The 16,248-nt window shown below is 75.8% G+C and carries 17 protein-coding genes; 13 read left to right on the top strand and 4 right to left on the bottom strand.

Going from position 1 to position 16,248, the window contains the following annotated elements; genetic code table 11:
- Positions 1–93: 93 nt before the first annotated feature.
- Complete coding sequence (locus FS882_RS11975) at positions 94–957, bottom strand: SDR family oxidoreductase (protein WP_158373293.1); 864 nt, start codon at positions 955–957, stop codon at positions 94–96.
- Positions 958–1,078: 121 nt separating this feature from the next.
- On the opposite strand from FS882_RS11975, the gene FS882_RS11970 reads away from it, so the two are divergent.
- The 3 genes from FS882_RS11970 to FS882_RS11960 all read left to right on the top strand — a co-directional run bounded on the left by FS882_RS11970 (position 1,079) and on the right by FS882_RS11960 (position 4,702).
- Positions 1,079–1,474 (top strand): winged helix-turn-helix transcriptional regulator, encoded by a 396-nt coding sequence (locus FS882_RS11970; protein WP_158373292.1) that lies wholly within the window; start codon positions 1,079–1,081, stop codon positions 1,472–1,474.
- A 94-nt stretch (positions 1,475–1,568) separates the two neighbouring features.
- On the top strand, positions 1,569–2,498 hold the full coding sequence (locus FS882_RS11965; protein ID WP_262348261.1) for an FKBP-type peptidyl-prolyl cis-trans isomerase: 930 nt from the start codon (positions 1,569–1,571) through the stop codon (positions 2,496–2,498).
- Between the two features lie 122 nt (positions 2,499–2,620).
- The gene (locus tag FS882_RS11960; RefSeq protein WP_158373290.1) at positions 2,621–4,702 is read left to right on the top strand and encodes an elongation factor G; all 2,082 of its coding nucleotides are present in this window, start codon (positions 2,621–2,623) and stop codon (positions 4,700–4,702) included.
- Between the two features lie 25 nt (positions 4,703–4,727).
- On the opposite strand, the gene FS882_RS11955 is transcribed toward FS882_RS11960, so the two are convergent.
- On the bottom strand, positions 4,728–5,138 hold the full coding sequence (locus tag FS882_RS11955) for a MerR family transcriptional regulator (protein WP_262348260.1): 411 nt from the start codon (positions 5,136–5,138) through the stop codon (positions 4,728–4,730).
- Between the two features lie 19 nt (positions 5,139–5,157).
- Complete coding sequence (locus tag FS882_RS11950) at positions 5,158–6,180, bottom strand: aldo/keto reductase (RefSeq protein WP_158373288.1); 1,023 nt, start codon at positions 6,178–6,180, stop codon at positions 5,158–5,160.
- Between the two features lie 108 nt (positions 6,181–6,288).
- Here FS882_RS11950 and FS882_RS11945 point away from each other — a divergent pair, with 108 nt between their 5' ends.
- The 4 genes from FS882_RS11945 to FS882_RS11930 all read left to right on the top strand — a co-directional run bounded on the left by FS882_RS11945 (position 6,289) and on the right by FS882_RS11930 (position 8,841).
- On the top strand, positions 6,289–6,753 hold the full coding sequence (locus tag FS882_RS11945) for a DoxX family membrane protein (RefSeq protein WP_158373287.1): 465 nt from the start codon (positions 6,289–6,291) through the stop codon (positions 6,751–6,753).
- Positions 6,754–6,818: 65 nt separating this feature from the next.
- On the top strand, positions 6,819–7,418 hold the full coding sequence (locus FS882_RS11940; RefSeq protein ID WP_158373286.1) for a class I SAM-dependent methyltransferase: 600 nt from the start codon (positions 6,819–6,821) through the stop codon (positions 7,416–7,418).
- Positions 7,419–7,465: 47 nt separating this feature from the next.
- Positions 7,466–8,086: an L-threonylcarbamoyladenylate synthase gene (locus tag FS882_RS11935; protein ID WP_158373285.1), complete on the top strand. Its 621-nt coding sequence runs from the start codon at positions 7,466–7,468 to the stop codon at positions 8,084–8,086.
- Positions 8,083–8,841, top strand: coding sequence for a uracil-DNA glycosylase (locus FS882_RS11930; RefSeq protein ID WP_187365290.1), 759 nt, complete (start codon positions 8,083–8,085; stop codon positions 8,839–8,841). The genes FS882_RS11935 and FS882_RS11930 overlap by 4 nt, the downstream gene beginning before the upstream one ends.
- 82 nt (positions 8,842–8,923) lie before the next feature.
- Here the strand turns inward: FS882_RS11930 and FS882_RS11925 are convergent, their stop codons facing one another.
- Complete coding sequence (locus tag FS882_RS11925; RefSeq protein ID WP_158373284.1) at positions 8,924–9,817, bottom strand: SDR family oxidoreductase; 894 nt, start codon at positions 9,815–9,817, stop codon at positions 8,924–8,926.
- A 228-nt stretch (positions 9,818–10,045) separates the two neighbouring features.
- On the opposite strand from FS882_RS11925, the gene FS882_RS11920 reads away from it, so the two are divergent.
- From FS882_RS11920 to fni, 6 genes are all read left to right on the top strand, one after another.
- Positions 10,046–10,306 (top strand): hypothetical protein, encoded by a 261-nt coding sequence (locus tag FS882_RS11920; RefSeq protein ID WP_158373283.1) that lies wholly within the window; start codon positions 10,046–10,048, stop codon positions 10,304–10,306.
- Between the two features lie 95 nt (positions 10,307–10,401).
- Positions 10,402–11,754 carry a tripartite tricarboxylate transporter permease gene (locus tag FS882_RS11915; protein ID WP_158373282.1) on the top strand — a complete coding sequence of 451 codons (1,353 nt, stop codon included), beginning with the start codon at positions 10,402–10,404 and terminating at the stop codon, positions 11,752–11,754.
- Positions 11,751–12,773 carry a mevalonate kinase gene (gene mvk, locus FS882_RS11910; RefSeq protein ID WP_222848206.1) on the top strand — a complete coding sequence of 341 codons (1,023 nt, stop codon included), beginning with the start codon at positions 11,751–11,753 and terminating at the stop codon, positions 12,771–12,773. Before FS882_RS11915 ends, mvk begins: the two co-directional genes overlap by 4 nt.
- The gene (gene mvaD / locus FS882_RS11905) at positions 12,770–13,765 is read left to right on the top strand and encodes a diphosphomevalonate decarboxylase (RefSeq protein ID WP_158373281.1); all 996 of its coding nucleotides are present in this window, start codon (positions 12,770–12,772) and stop codon (positions 13,763–13,765) included. Before mvk ends, mvaD begins: the two co-directional genes overlap by 4 nt.
- Complete coding sequence (locus tag FS882_RS11900) at positions 13,762–14,886, top strand: phosphomevalonate kinase (RefSeq protein WP_262348259.1); 1,125 nt, start codon at positions 13,762–13,764, stop codon at positions 14,884–14,886. Before mvaD ends, FS882_RS11900 begins: the two co-directional genes overlap by 4 nt.
- Positions 14,883–16,019, top strand: a complete 1,137-nt coding sequence (gene fni / locus FS882_RS11895; RefSeq protein WP_158373280.1) for a type 2 isopentenyl-diphosphate Delta-isomerase — start codon at positions 14,883–14,885, stop codon at positions 16,017–16,019. Before FS882_RS11900 ends, fni begins: the two co-directional genes overlap by 4 nt.
- Positions 16,020–16,248: the final 229 nt, after the last annotated feature.

The raw sequence follows: 16,248 nt of genomic DNA, 5'->3' as shown, positions 1-16,248 counted from the left end.
CGGCCATCACTCGCCGAGATAGGACCCCGGCACCGAGATAGGACCGGGGCGGGCCCTACCTCGGCGCGGCGGTCCTCTCTCGGCGGGAAGCGGTCAGGCCTGGGCGAGCGCGGCGCGGAGGGCGTCGACCAGCGGGGTGGTCGGGCGGCCGATCAGGCGGGACAGGTCGCCCGGGGTCTCGGCGAGCAGGCCGTCGCGGGTGTTCTCCTCCAGGGCGACGACGAAGCCGACCGTGCCCTCGTCCAGACCGGCGGCGGTCAGGTCGGCGCGGCGCTGCTCGGAGGACACCGCGCGGTACGTCACCGGGCGGCCCAGCACCTCGGACGCGGCGGCGGCGAGCTCGTCGAAGCCCCACGCCGCGTCGCCGGACAGCTCGTACACGGCGTCGTCGTGGCCCTCGGTGCGCAGCACGACGGCGGCCGCCGCGGCGAAGTCGTCGCGCGGGGCGGACGCCACCCTGCCGTCGCCGAACGAGCCGACGATCTCGCCGGTCTCCCGCGCCTGCTGCACGTCGCCGAGGTAGTTCTCCGTGTACCAGCCGTTGCGCAGGATGGTGAAGGTGAGGCCGGACGCGCGGAGGATCTCCTCGGTGGCCTTGTGCTCGGGGGCGAGCACCAGCGGCGAGGTGTCGGCCTTCGGCGCGGACGTGTACACGAGGCGGCGCACGCCGGCGGCCTTGGCCGCCTCGATGACGGCGCGGTGCTGGTCGACGCGCTGCCCGACCTCGCTGCCCGACACCAGGAGCACGGTCTCGGCGCCCTCGAGCGCGGCGGCGATCGTCTCCGGCTTCCCGTAGTCGAGCGCGGCGACCCGCACGCCGCGCCCGGCGAGGTCCGCGAGGGTCTCGGTGCGGCGGCCCGCGGCGACGATCTGGTCGGCCGGGACGCCGTCGGCGAGCAGGTGGGTGACGACGAGGCGGCCGAGGTGGCCGGTGGCGCCGGTGACGACGATCGACATGGTGGAGCTCCTCCGAAGGTGGACGGGGCCGGCCGCCTGACGCGTCCGGCACCTCCCCCAACGGGCGGCCTGCACCCACCCTTCCCGCTCGCCGATACCCACTTTCGCGTAAGGTACTGGCATGGCGGTAAGCATCGAGGACACGGCTCCGGCCGTCGCCGGATCGGTTCTGGGTGACCTGCTCACGGACGGCGTCCTCGCCTCCGCGTGCCCGAGCCGGGTGGTGCTCGACCACGTGACCAGCAAGTGGGGCGTGCTCGTCCTCGTCGCGCTGTCCGAACGCACGCTCCGCTGGGGCGAGCTGCGCCGGCTCGTCGAGGGCATCAGCGAGAAGATGCTCGCCTCCACGCTCCGCACCCTGGAGGCCGACGGCCTGGTGCTCCGCGAGGCCACGCCGTCGATCCCGCCCCGGGTCGACTACTCGCTGACCCCGCTCGGCCGCGAGCTCGCGGACCACCTGCTGCCGCTGATGGGCTGGATCGTCCGGCACGCGGACGCCATGGTCGCCCGCCCCTGAACCGCTGCCGCCGGCGGCCGGGCCCAGGGATGCCACAGCGGGGGCGCCTACGATGGCCCACCGCAACCCCCGCACCCGATCGAAGGACGAGCACGTGCGCCGTACGGCAGCCACCCTCCTCGCCGCCTCCCTGCTGCTGCTCGCCGCGTGCAGCGACGGGGGCTCGGACGACTCCACCTCCCCCAGCGCCTCCCCGACGGCCACGGCCGCCGCGACGGCGTCCGCGGAGGACGTCGCCGCGCTCGAGGCCGTGACCCTGACCGGGGAGGCCGGCCAGGAGCCGACCTTCGACTTCGAGCAGCCGTTCACCGTCTCGGCCCCGGTCGCGCGGGTCGTCACGCCCGGCACGGGCGCCACCGTCGCCGAGGGCGACCTGGTGACCGTCGACATCGCCGCCGTGAGCGGCGAGGACGGCAGCACCCTCGGCGGCACCTACGGCGCCGAGCCGCAGCAGTACCTCGCGACCAGCGACAACCTGCCCCCGGTGCTGCTCGACGAGCTCGTCGGCCAGCAGGTCGGCGCGCGCCTCCTGTTCGCGAACCCGGCGTCGGACGCCACGTCGCTGCTCGCCGTCGAGGTCGTCACCACGGAGGCGGTCCCCGACCGCGCCGAGGGCACCGCGGTGACCCCGCTGCCCGAGGGCCTGCCGACGGTCACCCTGGCCGAGGACGGCGCCCCGTCGATCGAGCCGCTCGAGACCGACCCCCCGACGGACCTCGTCGTCCAGCCGCTGATCCAGGGGGCCGGCGCGGCGGTGGAGGCGGGCCAGACGCTCACCGTGCAGTACAGCGGCTGGCTGTGGGACGGCACGTCCTTCGACTCGTCCTGGGAGCGCGGCTCGGCCACGACCTTCCCGCTGAGCAACGTCATCCAGGGCTGGCAGCAGGGCCTGGTCGGCCAGACGGTCGGCAGCCAGGTGCTGCTGATCATCCCGCCGGCGCTCGGCTACGGCGACCAGGAGTCCGGCAGCATCCCGGCCAACTCGACGCTGATCTTCGTGGTGGACATCCTCTCCGCGTCCTGACACCCGCCCCGCGGGGCACGCAGCACAGGGACCTCGGTCGCACCAGCGGCCGAGGTCCCTGTCGTTCCCGCGACCCGCGTGGTTAGCCTGGCCGTCCCGGCACCGATCCCGAAGGACGTGCGATGGACGCGGCAACGACGCCGACGATCCGCAACGTGGCCCTCGTCGGCCACGCCGGATCAGGCAAGACCACGCTCGCCGAGGCCCTGCTGCTGCGCGCGGGGGCCGTCCCCCGCGCCGGGCGGGTCGAGGACGGCTCCACGGTCTGCGACCACGAGCCCGAGGAGGTCGCGCGCGGCTCCTCCGTGGCGCTCGGGGTGGCCGACCTGGACTGGACGTGCAGCCAGGGCAGCCCGCACCGGCTGACCCTGCTCGACACCCCGGGGTCGCCCGACTTCGCGGGGGCGGTCGACTCGGCCCTCGCGGTCGCGGACCTCGCGGTGGTGGTGGTGAGCGCCGTCGACGGGGTCCAGTCCGGGACGGAGGCGGCGTGGCGACGGTGCGACGAGGCGGGGATCCCCCGCCTCGTCGTCGTCTCGCAGGAGGACCGCGCCCGCGCCGACTTCCACCGCGTGCTGGACCAGGTCCGGGACCTGGCCGCGCGCACCGGCCACGACCCCGCCGCGGTGCTGCCCCTGGAGCTGCCGCTGGGCGAGGAGCAGGCGCTGCACGGGGTCGCCGACGTGCTGTCCGACCGGGGCCTCGACTACGGCGCGGACGGCCGGCACCGGGACTGCGACCTGCCCGCCGACGTGGCGGACGAGGAGCACCGGCTGCACGGCGAGGTGACGGAGGAGATCGTCGCGCACGACGACGACCAGCTGGAGCAGTACCTGTCCGGGGAGGAGCCCGGCCCGGCGGACCTCGAGCGGACCCTGGCCCGCGAGGTCGCGTCCGGCGGCGCGGTGCCCCTGCTGGTCGCGTCCGCGGCCACCGGCGTCGGGATCGACCGGCTCGCGGACCTGGTGTGCGAGATCGGCCCCGCCCCGACCGACCGGCCGGCCCGGCTGCGGGTCGGGGGCGGGGGGCCCGAGGACGGCGCGGAGACCGACCTGCCCGCCGACCCGGACGCCGAGACGGTGCTGCACGTGTTCCGGACGGTCGCCGACCCGTTCGTCGGGCAGGTGTCCGTGTTCAAGGTGCTGTCCGGCACCGTGCGGTCCGGCGACCGGCTGGTGACCGCGACCGGTGCCGAGGAGCGGCTGCACGGCCTGTTCCGGCTGCGCGGCCGCGAGCACCTGCCGGTCGACGCGGTCGCCGCGGGCGGGATCGCCGCGGTCGCCAAGCTCGGCTCCGCCCCGACCGGCACGCTGCTCGCGGCGCGGTCGCAGCCGGTCCGGCCCGCCACCCTGCCGCCGCGGCGGCCGGTGCTCGGCGTCGCGCTGGTCCCGGTCAGCCAGGCCGACGACGACAAGCTGTCCGGGGCGCTGACCCGGCTCGCCGCCGAGGACCCCACGCTGGTGGTCGAGCGCACCGCGCACCAGGCCGTCCTGCGCGGGCTCGGGGACGCGCACCTCGCGGTGGCCGTCGAGCGGCTGGCCCGCGTGTTCGGCGTGCACGTCACCACCGAGCCGGTGCGGATCGCGTACCGCGAGACGATCGCCCGGCCCGCGGAGGCGGAGGGGCGGCTGAAGAAGCAGTCCGGCGGGCACGGCCAGTTCGCCGTCGTGCAGCTCCGGCTCCGCCCGCTCCCCCCGGGGTCGGGATTCGCGTTCGTGGACTCGGTGGTCGGCGGGGCGGTGCCGCGGTCCTACCTGCCGGCCGTCGAGCGCGGCGCCGCCGAGGCGCTGGCGGCCGGCGGGCCGCTGGGCCACCCGGTGGTCGACGTGCAGGTCGAGGTCTACGACGGCAAGGCGCACGCCGTGGACTCCTCCGACATGGCGTTCCGCACCGCGGCCGCGGCGGGCGTCCGCGCCGCGCTCGCCTCGGCCGGCACGGTGCTGCTGGAGCCGACGGTGCGGGTCACGGTCGTCGTGCCGACCGAGGCCCAGGGCGACGTGCTCGGCGACCTGTCCGGGCGGCGCGGCCGGATCAGCGCGAGCAGCGCCACCGACGACGGCCGGGTCCGGATCGACGCGGTCGTGCCGGAGGCCGAGGTGGTCCGGTACGCCCTCGACCTGCGGGCGCTCACCGGCGGCCGGGGCGAGGTGCTGCTGGAGCCCGGGGACTACGACGTGCGGCCGGGGCACCTGGCACCGGTGTGAGGTGCCGGCCCGGGGCGGCGGGGCGTCAGCCCGCGGCCGCCTCCGGCACCGGCAGCCCCGACCCGAGCCGCCCCGCGTAGACGTCGATCTTCATCTCGATCGCCGCCAGGTGCTCCTGGACCTCGGCCAGCTGCGCCCGCACCGCGTCCCGGTGCGCCTGCAGCAGCGCCATCCGCTCCGGCTCGGTGCCCTCGCCCTGGCGGACCAGGTCGGCGTACTCCCGGATCTCCCGGATCGGCATGCCGGTCGCCCGGAGCCGGGTGAGCAGGTGGATCCAGCCGAGGTCCCGCTCGGTGTACCGGCGGTGCCCGGACGAGGCCCGCTCCACGGCGTCGAGCAGCAGCCCGTCGCGCTCGTAGTACCGCAGCGTGTGCGGGGTCAGCCCGGTCGCGGCGGCGGCCTCGGCGATGGTGAGGGTGCGGCTCTCCTCGGTCACGCCCCTCAGCATGCGCCGGTCACCGCCCGATGGTCGACATGTCGGGGTACCGGTCGCCGACGACGGCCTGCGGCGGCACCGCGTCGGCGAGCGCCGCGACGTCCTCGGCGGCGAGCCGGACGTCGGCGGCCGCGACGTTCTGCTCCAGGTAGCGGACCCGGCGGGTGCCGGGGATCGGCACCACGTCCTCGCCCTGGGCCAGCACCCAGGCGAGCGCGAGCTGCGCCGCGGTCACGCCCCGCTCGGCCGCGAGCGCCTGGACCCGCTCGACCAGCGCGCGGTTGGCGTCGAACGCCTCGCCGGCGAACCGGGGGTTGGCGCGCCGGAAGTCGTCGGGCGCGAGGTCGTCGGGCGCCGCGATCGCGCCGGTGAGCATCCCGCGGCCCAGCGGCGAGTACGGCACCAGGCCGATGCCGAGCTCGCGCAGGGTGGGCAGCACCTCGGCCTCGACGTCCCGCGTCCACAGCGAGTACTCGGTCTGCACGGCCGTGATCGGGTGCACGGCGTGCGCGCGGCGGATCGTCGCCGGCCCCGCCTCGGACAGCCCGAGGTGCCGCACCTTGCCGGCCTGCACCGCCTCGGCGAGCGCGCCCATCGTCTCCTCGACGGGGACCTTCGGGTCCATCCGGTGCATGTAGTACAGGTCCACGTGGTCGACGCCGAGCCGCTGCAGGCTCGCGTCCAGGGCGGCGCGGACGTACTCCGGTCGGCCGTCCACGCCGCGGCTCGTCACGGCCGGGTCCGGGTCGCGGACGATGCCGAACTTCGTGGCGAGCACGACCTCGTCCCGGCGCCCGGCGATCGCGCGGCCGACCAGGCGCTCGTTGGTGTGCGGGCCGTAGATGTCGGCGGTGTCGAGCAGCGTGACGCCGAGGTCGAGGGCGCGGTGGATCGTCGCGACCGACTCGCGCTCCTGGTCGGACCCGGGCGTGGACGTCGCGCCGTAGAACTCGGACATGCCCATGCAGCCGAGCCCGAGGGCGGAGACGGTGAGGGCGGTGCCGTGCGCGGCGCTGCCGAGGGTGCGGGTGCTGAGGCTCATGGATGAGGACGCTCCTCCTTGGAGCGCGCTCGAAGTCAAGGCGTCGCGCTGCGGGCCGGGGCGCGCGGTCGTAGCGTCGGGGCGACACCCCACCCTCGAGGAGGACGCGTGAAGCTCCGCCACCTGCCGCTGCGCCTCGGCGCCGGCGCCTACATCCTGAACTCCGGCCTGGACAAGCTCGGCGCCGACGAGGCGACCGCCCGCGGCCTGCACGGCACCGCCGCCGGCGCGTACCCGTTCCTGTCCGGCGTGGACCCGAAGACGTTCGCGACGGCCCTCGGGGCCACCGAGGTGGGTCTCGGCGCCGCGCTGCTGGTGCCCGTGCTCCCCCGCGTCGCCGTCGCCACCGGGTTCACCGCGTTCTCCGCGGCGCTCGTCGGCATGTACCTGCGCACCCCGGCGCTGCACCGCGGGCCGGGCGACCCGCGCCCCAACCCGGACGGGATCGGGGTCGCGAAGGACGTCATCATGCTCGGCGCCGCGTCGTCGTACCTGATCGACACCCTGACGTCGTCGGCCAAGAAGGCGGGCGTGAAGGCGGCGAAGAAGGCGCGGAAGGCCGTCCACCGCTGACGGCGGGGACCGCGCGGGCCCTAGGCTCGGTGCCGCCCGCGTCCGCCGCCGTCCGAAGGAGCGCCATGCGCCAGCCGACCCGCTGGGAGCAGATCGGCCAGCAGAACCCCGACCGGTCCACCTGGTACGTCGAGCGGTTCCGCGCGATGGCCGCGGAGGGCGCCGACCTGGCCGGCGAGGCCCGGATGATCGACGCGATGGTGCCCCGCGGGTCCCGCGTGCTGGACGCCGGCTGCGGGCCGGGCCGCGTCGGCGGCGAGCTCGCGCGTCGCGGGCACGCGGTCGTGGGCGTGGACGTCGACCCGGTGCTCGTCGAGGCCGCGCGCGCCGACCACCCCGCGGGCGACTGGCACGTCGGCGACCTCGCCGAGCTCGACCTGCCCGCCGCGGGCGTCGCCGAGCCGTTCGACGTGGCGGTGATGGCCGGCAACGTGCTGACGTTCGTCGCGCCCGGCACCGAGGCCGAGGTGCTGCGCCGGATCCGCGCGCACCTGGCGCCCGGGGGCCGGCTGGTCGTCGGGTTCGGCGCGGGGCGCGGGTACGCCTTCGACGCGCTCGACCTCGATGCCCGGGAGGCGGGGTTCGCGGTGCAGCACCGGTTCGCGACCTGGGACCTGCGGCCGTTCGGGCCGGACGCGGACTTCCTGGTGGCGGTCCTGGGCTGAGCACGTCGGGGTGGTCGGCGCGCGGCCGTCGTGCCACCCTCGACGGCATGGCCCGGTTCTTCGACGTCCACCCGCACGACCCCCAGGCCCGGTCGATCGGCCAGGTCGTGCAGCTGCTGCGCGACGACGCCCTGATCGCCTACCCCACCGACTCCGGGTACGCGCTCGGCTGCCGCATGGAGAGCCACACCGGGGCGGACCGGATCCGCGCGATCCGGCACCTGACCGACAAGCACCACTTCACGCTGATGTGCACCGACTTCGCGCAGCTCGGGCAGCTGGTGCGCCTCGACAACGCGCCGTTCCGCGCGATCAAGGCCGCGACCCCCGGGCCGTACACGTTCATCCTCCCGGCGACCAAGGAGGTGCCGCGGCGGCTGGCCCACCCGAAGAAGAAGACCGTCGGCGTGCGCATCCCGGACTCCCGGGTGGTGCAGGCGATCCTGCACGAGCTCGGCGAGCCGCTGCTGTCCTCCACGCTCATCCTGCCGGGCGACACCGAGCCGCAGACGGACGGCTGGACGGTGAAGGAGGAGCTGGACCACGTCGTCGACGCGGTGATCGAGGCCGGCGAGGTGTCCGCGGAGCCGACGACGGTCGTCGACTGGTCGGAGGGCTACCCCGAGGTGGTCCGCGAGGGCGCGGGCGACCCGGACCGGTTCGCCTGACGCGCGTGGTCCCGCCCGACCTGCCCGACGACCCCGGGTTCCCCGCCACCACCGCCCCCGGCGCGCGCGACCTCGCCGAGCTCGACGGCGCCGTGGTCGAGTGCCGCGCGTGCCCGCGGCTCGTCGCGTGGCGGGAGCACGTCGCGACCGTGAAGCGCGCCGCCTACCGGGACCAGGAGTACTGGGCCCGGCCCGCCCCCGGTTTCGGCGACCCGCAGGCCCCCGTGCTGGTCGTGGGGCTCGCGCCCGCGGCCCACGGCGCCAACCGGACGGGCCGGATGTTCACCGGCGACCGGTCGGGCGACTTCCTGTTCGCCGCCATGCACCGCGTCGGGATGGCGTCGCAGCCGACGTCCGTGCACGCCGGCGACGGGCTGACGCTCACCGGGGTGCGGATCACGGCCCCGGTGCACTGCGCTCCGCCCGACAACAAGCCGCTGCCCGAGGAGCGGCACCGCTGCGGGCCGTGGCTGGCGCGGGAGCTGGAGATCGTGCGCCCGCGGGTCGCCCTGGTGCTGGGGGCCTTCGGCTGGGACGCGCTGCTCCGCACGCTCGCCGAGCAGGGCTGGGCGGTGCCGCGCCCGCGCCCGCGGTTCGGCCACGGCGCCGAGCAGGTGCTCGACCGCCCCGGCACCGGCGAGCGCCTGACCCTCCTGGGCTGCTTCCACGTCAGCCAGCAGAACACCTTCACCGGCCGCCTGACCCCGGACATGCTCGACGCGGTCCTCCTCCGCGCCCGCGCCCTGGCCGCCTGACGCCGAGGTCGAGGGTTTCGGCGCGTGAGCCGGTCGGAAACCCTCGACCTCGGCGGAAACGCTCGACCTCGGCGGGCCGGGGTCAGGCCAGCGAGCGGCCGCCCGTGACGCCGATGCGCTCGCCGGTGATGTAGCTGCTCTCCTGGCTCGCGAAGAACACGTACGCCGGGGCGAGCTCCGCCGGCTGGCCGGCGCGGCCCAGCGGGGTGTCCGCGCCGAACTCCTTCACCTTCTCCTCGGGCATCGTCGCCGGGATCAGCGGGGTCCAGATCGGGCCGGGCGCCACGGCGTTGACCCGGACGCCCTGCTCGGCGACCTGCTGCGCCAGCGCCTTGGTGAAGTTGAGGATGCCGGCCTTGGTGGTCGCGTAGTCGATGAGCTGCGGGCTGGGCTCGTAGGCCTGGACCGACGTCGTGTTGATGATGCTCGAGCCCGGCTGCAGGTGCGGGAGCGCCGCCTTGGTGATCCAGAACATCGCGTACAGGTTCGTCTTGAACGTGCGGTCGAGCTGCTCGGTCGTGAGGTCCAGCAGCCCGTTCTCCTGGGACATCTGGAACGCCGCGTTGTTGACGAGCACGTCCAGCCCCCCGAGCTCGGCGACCGTGCGCTCCACGATCTCGGAGCAGAACGCCTCGTCGCGGATGTCGCCCGGCAGGGTCAGCGCGCGGCGGCCGGCGGCCTCGACCAGCCGCACGGTCTCCTGCGCGTCCTCCTCCTCGTCCGGGAGGTAGACGATCGCCACGTCGGCGCCCTCGCGGGCGAACGCGAGCGCCACCGCCCGACCGATCCCCGAGTCGCCGCCGGTGATCAGCGTGCGCTTGCCCTCGAGCCGGCCGGAGCCGACGTACGACTCCTCGCCGTGGTCGGGCTGCTGCCGCATGTCGTCCGTGAGACCGGGGTGCGGGATGTTCTGGGCCGGCTGCTCCGGCTCGGGGTGCTGGGTCTGCGGGTCCTGGGGCGTGGTCTGGTCGCTCATGCTCACCCATCGTCCGCGCGCAGCGGCGGCCCGCCACCGGAGCGGGTGAACCGTCGGCGTGTCGGCACCCGGCGCGTCGCCCCGAGTTGCCCCGTCGGCCCGGGTCACCCCACAGTGGCCGTCGGCCAGCCCGCGCTCCGACCCGTACGTCCACGTCGCGCGCACAACCGCCGCACAGGCTCCCCGCAGCGGAAGTCCTAGGGTGACGATCCGGACCGGAGGAGGAACGTGAGCAGCGACGACGAGCAGTACGTCGAGATCTGGGGCGACCGCGTGTCGATGCGCGACCTGGTCCTGGCGCTCGCGGTCACGGCGGTCGCGACGGCCGCCGCCGTCGTGATCGGCCGCGCCCTCGGCTCCTCGGAGTTCTTCTGGGGCCTCGGCGGCTCGGTGGTCGGGTTCGCCGCCTCCGTGGCGCTGGTCCGGCCCAAGCGGGACGTGCGGATCGTGGCGGACGACGACGCCGAGGCGGGGCCGCCACCGGCCTGACCCCCGCGCCCGCGCTCCCCCCGCGCGCCACCCCCGCGCCACCCGCCGCGCCCGCCCCACCCATCCGGACGGGCGCCCCGCACCGAAAGACCTCCGTGGACCTCTCCCTGCTGCTGCCGATGGTCGCCGCCGCCCTCGCGGCCGTCGCGCTGTACACGCTGATCGGGTTCATCCCCGGCACCGACGAGACGTCGGTCCTGCTCCCCGTGACGCTCGCGCTCGTGCTCGCCGGTGCCGACCCGCAGGTGGTGCTGGCGTTCTTCATCGCCGCGGTGGTCACGCTGAACCTGACCAACTCGATCCCCACGGCGCTGGTCGGCCTGCCCGGCGGCGTGCTGTCCGCGCCGATGATCGACCACGCCCTGCTGCTCAAGCGGGAGGGCCGGGCGGCGGAGACGATCCGCAAGATGGCCGCCGGGTCGGTCGTCGGCACGCTGATCTCGGTGCCGCTGGCGCTGCTCATCGCGAGCGCCATCACCCCGTTCGCGGACCAGCTGCGGGAGTACGGGGCGCTGCTGTTCGTCGGCGGCGCGGTGGTCCTGGCGCTGATCGGGAAGAACAAGCTGCTCTCGCTGCTGGCGATCATCCCGCTCGGCCTGCTGTTCCAGGGCGTGCAGGCGCTGTACCGGCAGACGGGCGTGCTGCCCGAGGACGGCACGATCACGGTGTCGTTCTTCCTGTCGATCACCGCCGGCCCGCTGCTGCTCAGCCTGGCGACGCTGCTCAACCCGACGCTGCGCGCCGCGCTCCCCCGCGCCGGGCGCACGCCCGTCGTCATCACGCGCTCGGAGCTGAAGGGCGCCCCGCTGAGCCCCCGCCGGCTGCTGACCAGGGCCGAGCTCGGCGCCTCGGCCACGGTGTCCGCCGCGTCCACGCCGCTGTTCTTCCTCAGCCCGGTCGCCCTGACGCTACTCATGGGCGAGGCGTCCGGCGCCCGTGGCCAGCAGCCGGTCGAGCGGTCGTCCCGGGCGATCACCTCGATGGCCGCGCTCGCGCACTCGACCTACCTGGCGGGCGTGATCATCCCGCTGCTGGCGGTCGGCCTGCCGCTGTCCCCGGTCGCCGTCGGCCCCGCAAACGCGCTGTTCAACGCGCCCCCGGTGCTGACCCTCGACAACAACCTGCACCAGCTGCTGTCGACGTCGCAGTTCGTGGTGGCCGTCGTGGTCGGCGGGGCGCTCGCGCTGGTGCTGTCCTACGTGCTGGCGGTCCGGTACTCGTTCCGGCTCACCGCGCTGGTGACCCGGTACGTGCCGCACGAGGCCGTGCTGGCGCTGTTCGTCGTGTTCGTCCTGCTCCTCGCCTACCTGGACGCAGGGCTCGTCAACGTCTTCGCCGTGCTGCTGGTCGGGCTGACCTGCGGCACGCTGAACCGGTTGGGCGTCAACTTCGGGGTGCAGTTCATGTCGCTGTACGCGGCCCCGTGGTTCGTGGCGCACCTGATGTGAGGAGTCGGACCATCTCGAGCTCGAACCCGCGCAGCACCGGCCCGGGCGCCCCGCGCGCCACCGGGACGGGGCACACCCGCGCGAAGGCGATCCTGGTCGGCGAGCACGCCGTCGTGTACGGCGAGCCCGCGATCGCGCTGCCGCTGGCGAGCCTGCCGATGCGCGCCGTGGCCCGGCGCGAGGAGGGGCCGCTGGCGCTCGAGTCCGTGCTCTACTCCGGCGCGCTGTCCGACGCCCCCGAGCAGCTCGCCGCGCCGGTCGCCGCCGTCGAGGCGACGCTCGACCACCTCGGCCTGCCGCACCGCGACGTCGTGCTGTCCACCGAGTCGACCATCCCCGCCGCCCGCGGGCTCGGCTCCAGCGCCGCCACCGCCGGGGCGCTCGCGCTCGCGCTGGCGGACCTCGCCGGCCGCACGCTGACGCCGCAGGAGCACTTCGACCTGGTCCAGGTCGGCGAGCGGGTCGCGCACGGCAACCCCAGCGGGCTCGACGCCCGCACCACCGCCTCCACCGAGCCCGTGTGGTTCCAGGCCGGGGAGATCCGGCCGCTCGACCTCGCGCTGCGCGCGCACCTCGTCGTCGCGGACACCGGCGTGCACGGGCGGACGCGGGTCGCGGTCGCCGACGTCCGGTCGTTCCGGGACCGGCACCCGGCCCGCGGGGCGGAGCTGATCGCGGAGCTGGGCGCCATCACCCGGGACGTGGTCGACGACCTGGCCCTCGACCGGCCCGCGGAGCTGGGCGCCCGGATGACCCGCGCGCACGGCGCCCTCGCCGAGCTCGGCGTCTCCTCCCCCGAGCTGGACCGCCTGGTCGGCGCGGCCCTCGCCGCCGGCGCCCTCGGCGCCAAGCTCACCGGCGGTGGCCAGGGCGGATGCATGCTGGCGCTCGCGGCCGACGCCGCCTCCGCTGGTACGATCGCCGCTGCCCTGCGCCGCGCGGGAGCGGCGCGCACGTGGCTGCACCGGACCGACGCGCGGCGCCCCGCCGCCCCCTCCGCCCAGGTGCCCCTCGGATGACTGACTCCGCGACCGCCGTCGCGCACGCGAACATCGCGCTCGCCAAGTACTGGGGCAAGCGCGACGAGGCCCTGGCGCTCCCCGCGACCTCGAGCCTGTCCCTCACGCTCGACGCCTTCCACGCCACGACGACCGTGACCCTGGACGCGGGCGCGGCCGAGGACACCGGGACGCTCGACGGCCGCCCCATGTCCGACGGCGAGCTGACCCGCGTCCGACGGTTCCTCGACCTGGTCCGCTCGCTCGCCGGGTCGTCCGCGCACGCCTCGGTCACCTCCGTCTCGACCGTGCCGACCGGCGCGGGCCTGGCGTCGTCCGCGAGCGGGTTCGCCGCGCTCACCGGTGCCGCGTCGGCCGCGTACGGGCTGGACCTCGACCCGCGGGCGCTGTCCCGGCTGGCCCGCCGCGGCTCCGGCTCGGCGGCGCGCTCGGTGTTCGGCGGCCTCGTCGTGTGGCACGCCGGCACCGACGACGCGTCGTCGTTCGCGGAGCCCGTCCCCGGCGGCGAGGCCGGCGGCGCGCTCGACCCGGCGATGGCGGTGGTCGTGCTGGACGCCGGCCCCAAGTCGATCTCGTCCCGCGAGGCCATGCGCCGCACCGTCGAGACCTCCCCCTTCTTCCCGTCCTGGACCGAGTCGACCGAGGTCGACGTCGCGCTGATGCTCGACGCCGTGCGCGCCGGCGACCTGCCGACCCTGGGCGCCCTCGCCGAGTCGAACGCCCTGCGGATGCACGCGACGATGCTCGGCGCCCGCCCGCCGGTCCGGTACTGGACCGCGCACACGGTCGGCGTGCTCGACCAGGTGCAGGCGCTGCGCGCCGACGGCCTGCCCTGCTGGGCGACCATCGACGCGGGCCCGAACGTCAAGGTGCTGTGCGCCGGGCACGACCTCCCGGCCGTCGCCGAGGCGCTCTCCGAGGGCGGCACCCGGCGCGTGGTGACCGCGCGCCCCGGGCCGGACCTGCGCGTGACGACGGGAGGTGCCGCGTGACCGCGCCCGAGGCCATCGAGGTCAGCGCCCCCGGCAAGCTGTTCGTCGCGGGCGAGTACGCCGTCGTGGAGGCGGGGTACCCCGCGGTGCTCGTCGCCGTCGACCGGCACGTCACCGTGCGTCTCGCCCGTGCCGAGGGCGCCGGGTCCATCGCGTCCGACCAGTACGGCCGGCTGCCCGTCGTCTGGCGGCGGGACGGCGGCCGGGTCGTGCTCGACCACGACAGCCGCCCGTTCGACTACGTGCTCGCGGCGATCGACGTCGTGGAGCGGTTCGCCGCGGAGCAGGGCCGCGAGCTCGGCTTCTACGACATCACGATCACGTCCGAGCTCGACGACCAGTCCGGCCGGAAGTTCGGCCTCGGGTCGTCGGCGGCCGTCACCGCCGCGACCGTGCGGGCGCTCGACCGGTTCTACGCGCTCGACCTGCCGACCGACCGGCTGCTCCGTCTGGCGCTGCTGGCGACCGTCGCGGTGAACCCGATGGGCTCCGGCGGCGACGTCGCCGCGAGCCTGTACGGCGGGTGGATCCGGTACGCCGCGCTCGACCGCGACTGGCTGCGCACCGCCCAGGACGCCGCGGAGTCGTCGGGCGCGCAGCGACCGCTGTCCGCGCTGCTCGACGCCGACTGGCCCGGCCTGTCCGTGCGGCGCCTCCCGACGCCGCGCAGCATGCGGCTCGTCGTCGGCTGGACGGGCGTCCCCGCGTCGACCACCCGCCTGGTCGAGCGCATGCAGTCCCGCAAGGGTGCCGCCGAGGCCCACTACCCCGACTTCCTCGCCGCCTCCCGGGAGTGCGTGGACGCGCTGGCCGACGCCATCGAGCGCGACGACGCCCCCGCCGCGAAGGCGCAGATCCACCGCGCCCGAGGCCTGCTCACCTCGCTCGCGCGCGCCGCCGGCGTCGACATCGAGACCCCCGCGCTGCGCACCCTGTGCGAGACCGCCGAGGGCGTCGGCGCGGCGGCGAAGTCGTCCGGCGCGGGCGGCGGCGACTGCGGCATCGTGCTGGTCGACGCCGACACGGACCTGGAGCCGATGCTCCGGGACTGGGCGCTGTCCGACGTGCGGCACCTGTCGCTCCACGTGCAGCAGCCGTGCGACGCCGGGGACGCCCGATGACCGCCGACGACGCCCACCTGTCCGGCCAGGACCAGCCCGTCGCCGGTGCCGCCGGCGCGCCCGCGGCCCCCGCCGAGCAGGACGCGCGCCGCAAGGACGACCACGTCCGCCTCGCCGTCGCCCAGCACGCCGAGCCCGGGCCGAGCGACTTCGACCACGTCCGCCCGATGAACCACCCGCTGCGGGCCGGTGACCGCGCCCAGGTGTCGCTGCACACCGCCGGCCGGGTGCTCGACTGGCCGGTGCCGCTCTACATCAACGGCATGACGGGCGGCACCGCGCACACCGCGACGATCAACCGCGCCCTCGCGGTCGCCGCGCGGGAGACCGGCGTCCCGATCGCGTCCGGCTCGACGGGCATCCTGCACCGCGAGCCCGCGGCGATCCCGTCGTTCCGGGTGCTGCGCGACCTCAACCCCGACGGCTTCGTCCTGGCGAACGTGAACGCCAACCTGACGCCCGCGCAGGCCCGGCGCTCGGTGGAGATCCTGGGCGCGGACGGCCTGCAGGTGCACATCAACCCGGCGCAGGAGATCGTCATGCCCGAGGGCGACCGCGACTTCACGCGCTGGGCCGACAACATCGCGGCCATCGTCGACGGCGTGGACGTCCCCGTGGTCGTCAAGGAGGTCGGCGCGGGCATGAGCCGCGGCACCGTCGAGCGGCTGCGGGACCTCGGCGTCGCCGCCGTCGACGTCTCGGGCCGCGGCGGCACCGACTTCACCGCCATCGAGTCCGCCCGCCGTACCGACGGCGGCATGGACTACCTCGCGTCGTGGGGGCAGTCGGCGGTCGAAGGCCTGCTGGACGCGTCGTCGGTGGACGGCGTGGACCTGCTGGCGTCCGGCGGCGTCCGGCACCCCCTCGACGTCGTGCGCGCGCTGGCGCTCGGCGCCACGGCCGTCGGCGTCGCGGGCGGGTTCCTCCGCACGCTGCTGACCGACGGCGAGGCGGCGCTCGTGGCCCGCATCGAGTCCTGGCTGACCCAGGTCGGCGACATCATGACGCTGCTCGGCGCCCGCACCGTCGCCGACCTCCGGCACGTGGACCTGCTGCTCACCGGCCCGGTGCGCGAGTTCTGCGACCTCCGCGGCGTCGACGCCCGCGCGTACGCCCGCCGCAGCGGCCTCTGACCCGGCGCGCGCCACCTGCGCGCCCCCGCCGCCCCCGCCGGCCCCGCCGGCCCCGCCGGCCCCGCCGAGCATGCACCAGACGTGGGGTTCGACGCGCTCGAACCCCGCAGCTGCTGCGTGCTCGACGGCTCCTCGAGCGCGGGACCTCCGTCCTCGTGGAATACCCCTGGGGGGTATAGCGTTGGGAGCTGCGACGGGGTGCGCTCGCGCCCCGCACGGAGGGAGCGCG

Source organism: Cellulosimicrobium cellulans, assembly GCF_007679345.1.
GTDB lineage: Bacteria > Actinomycetota > Actinomycetes > Actinomycetales > Cellulomonadaceae > Cellulomonas > Cellulomonas cellulans_A.
Note: the sequence above shows the minus strand (reverse complement) of the source record. Positions and strands in the feature narration are given on the sequence as shown.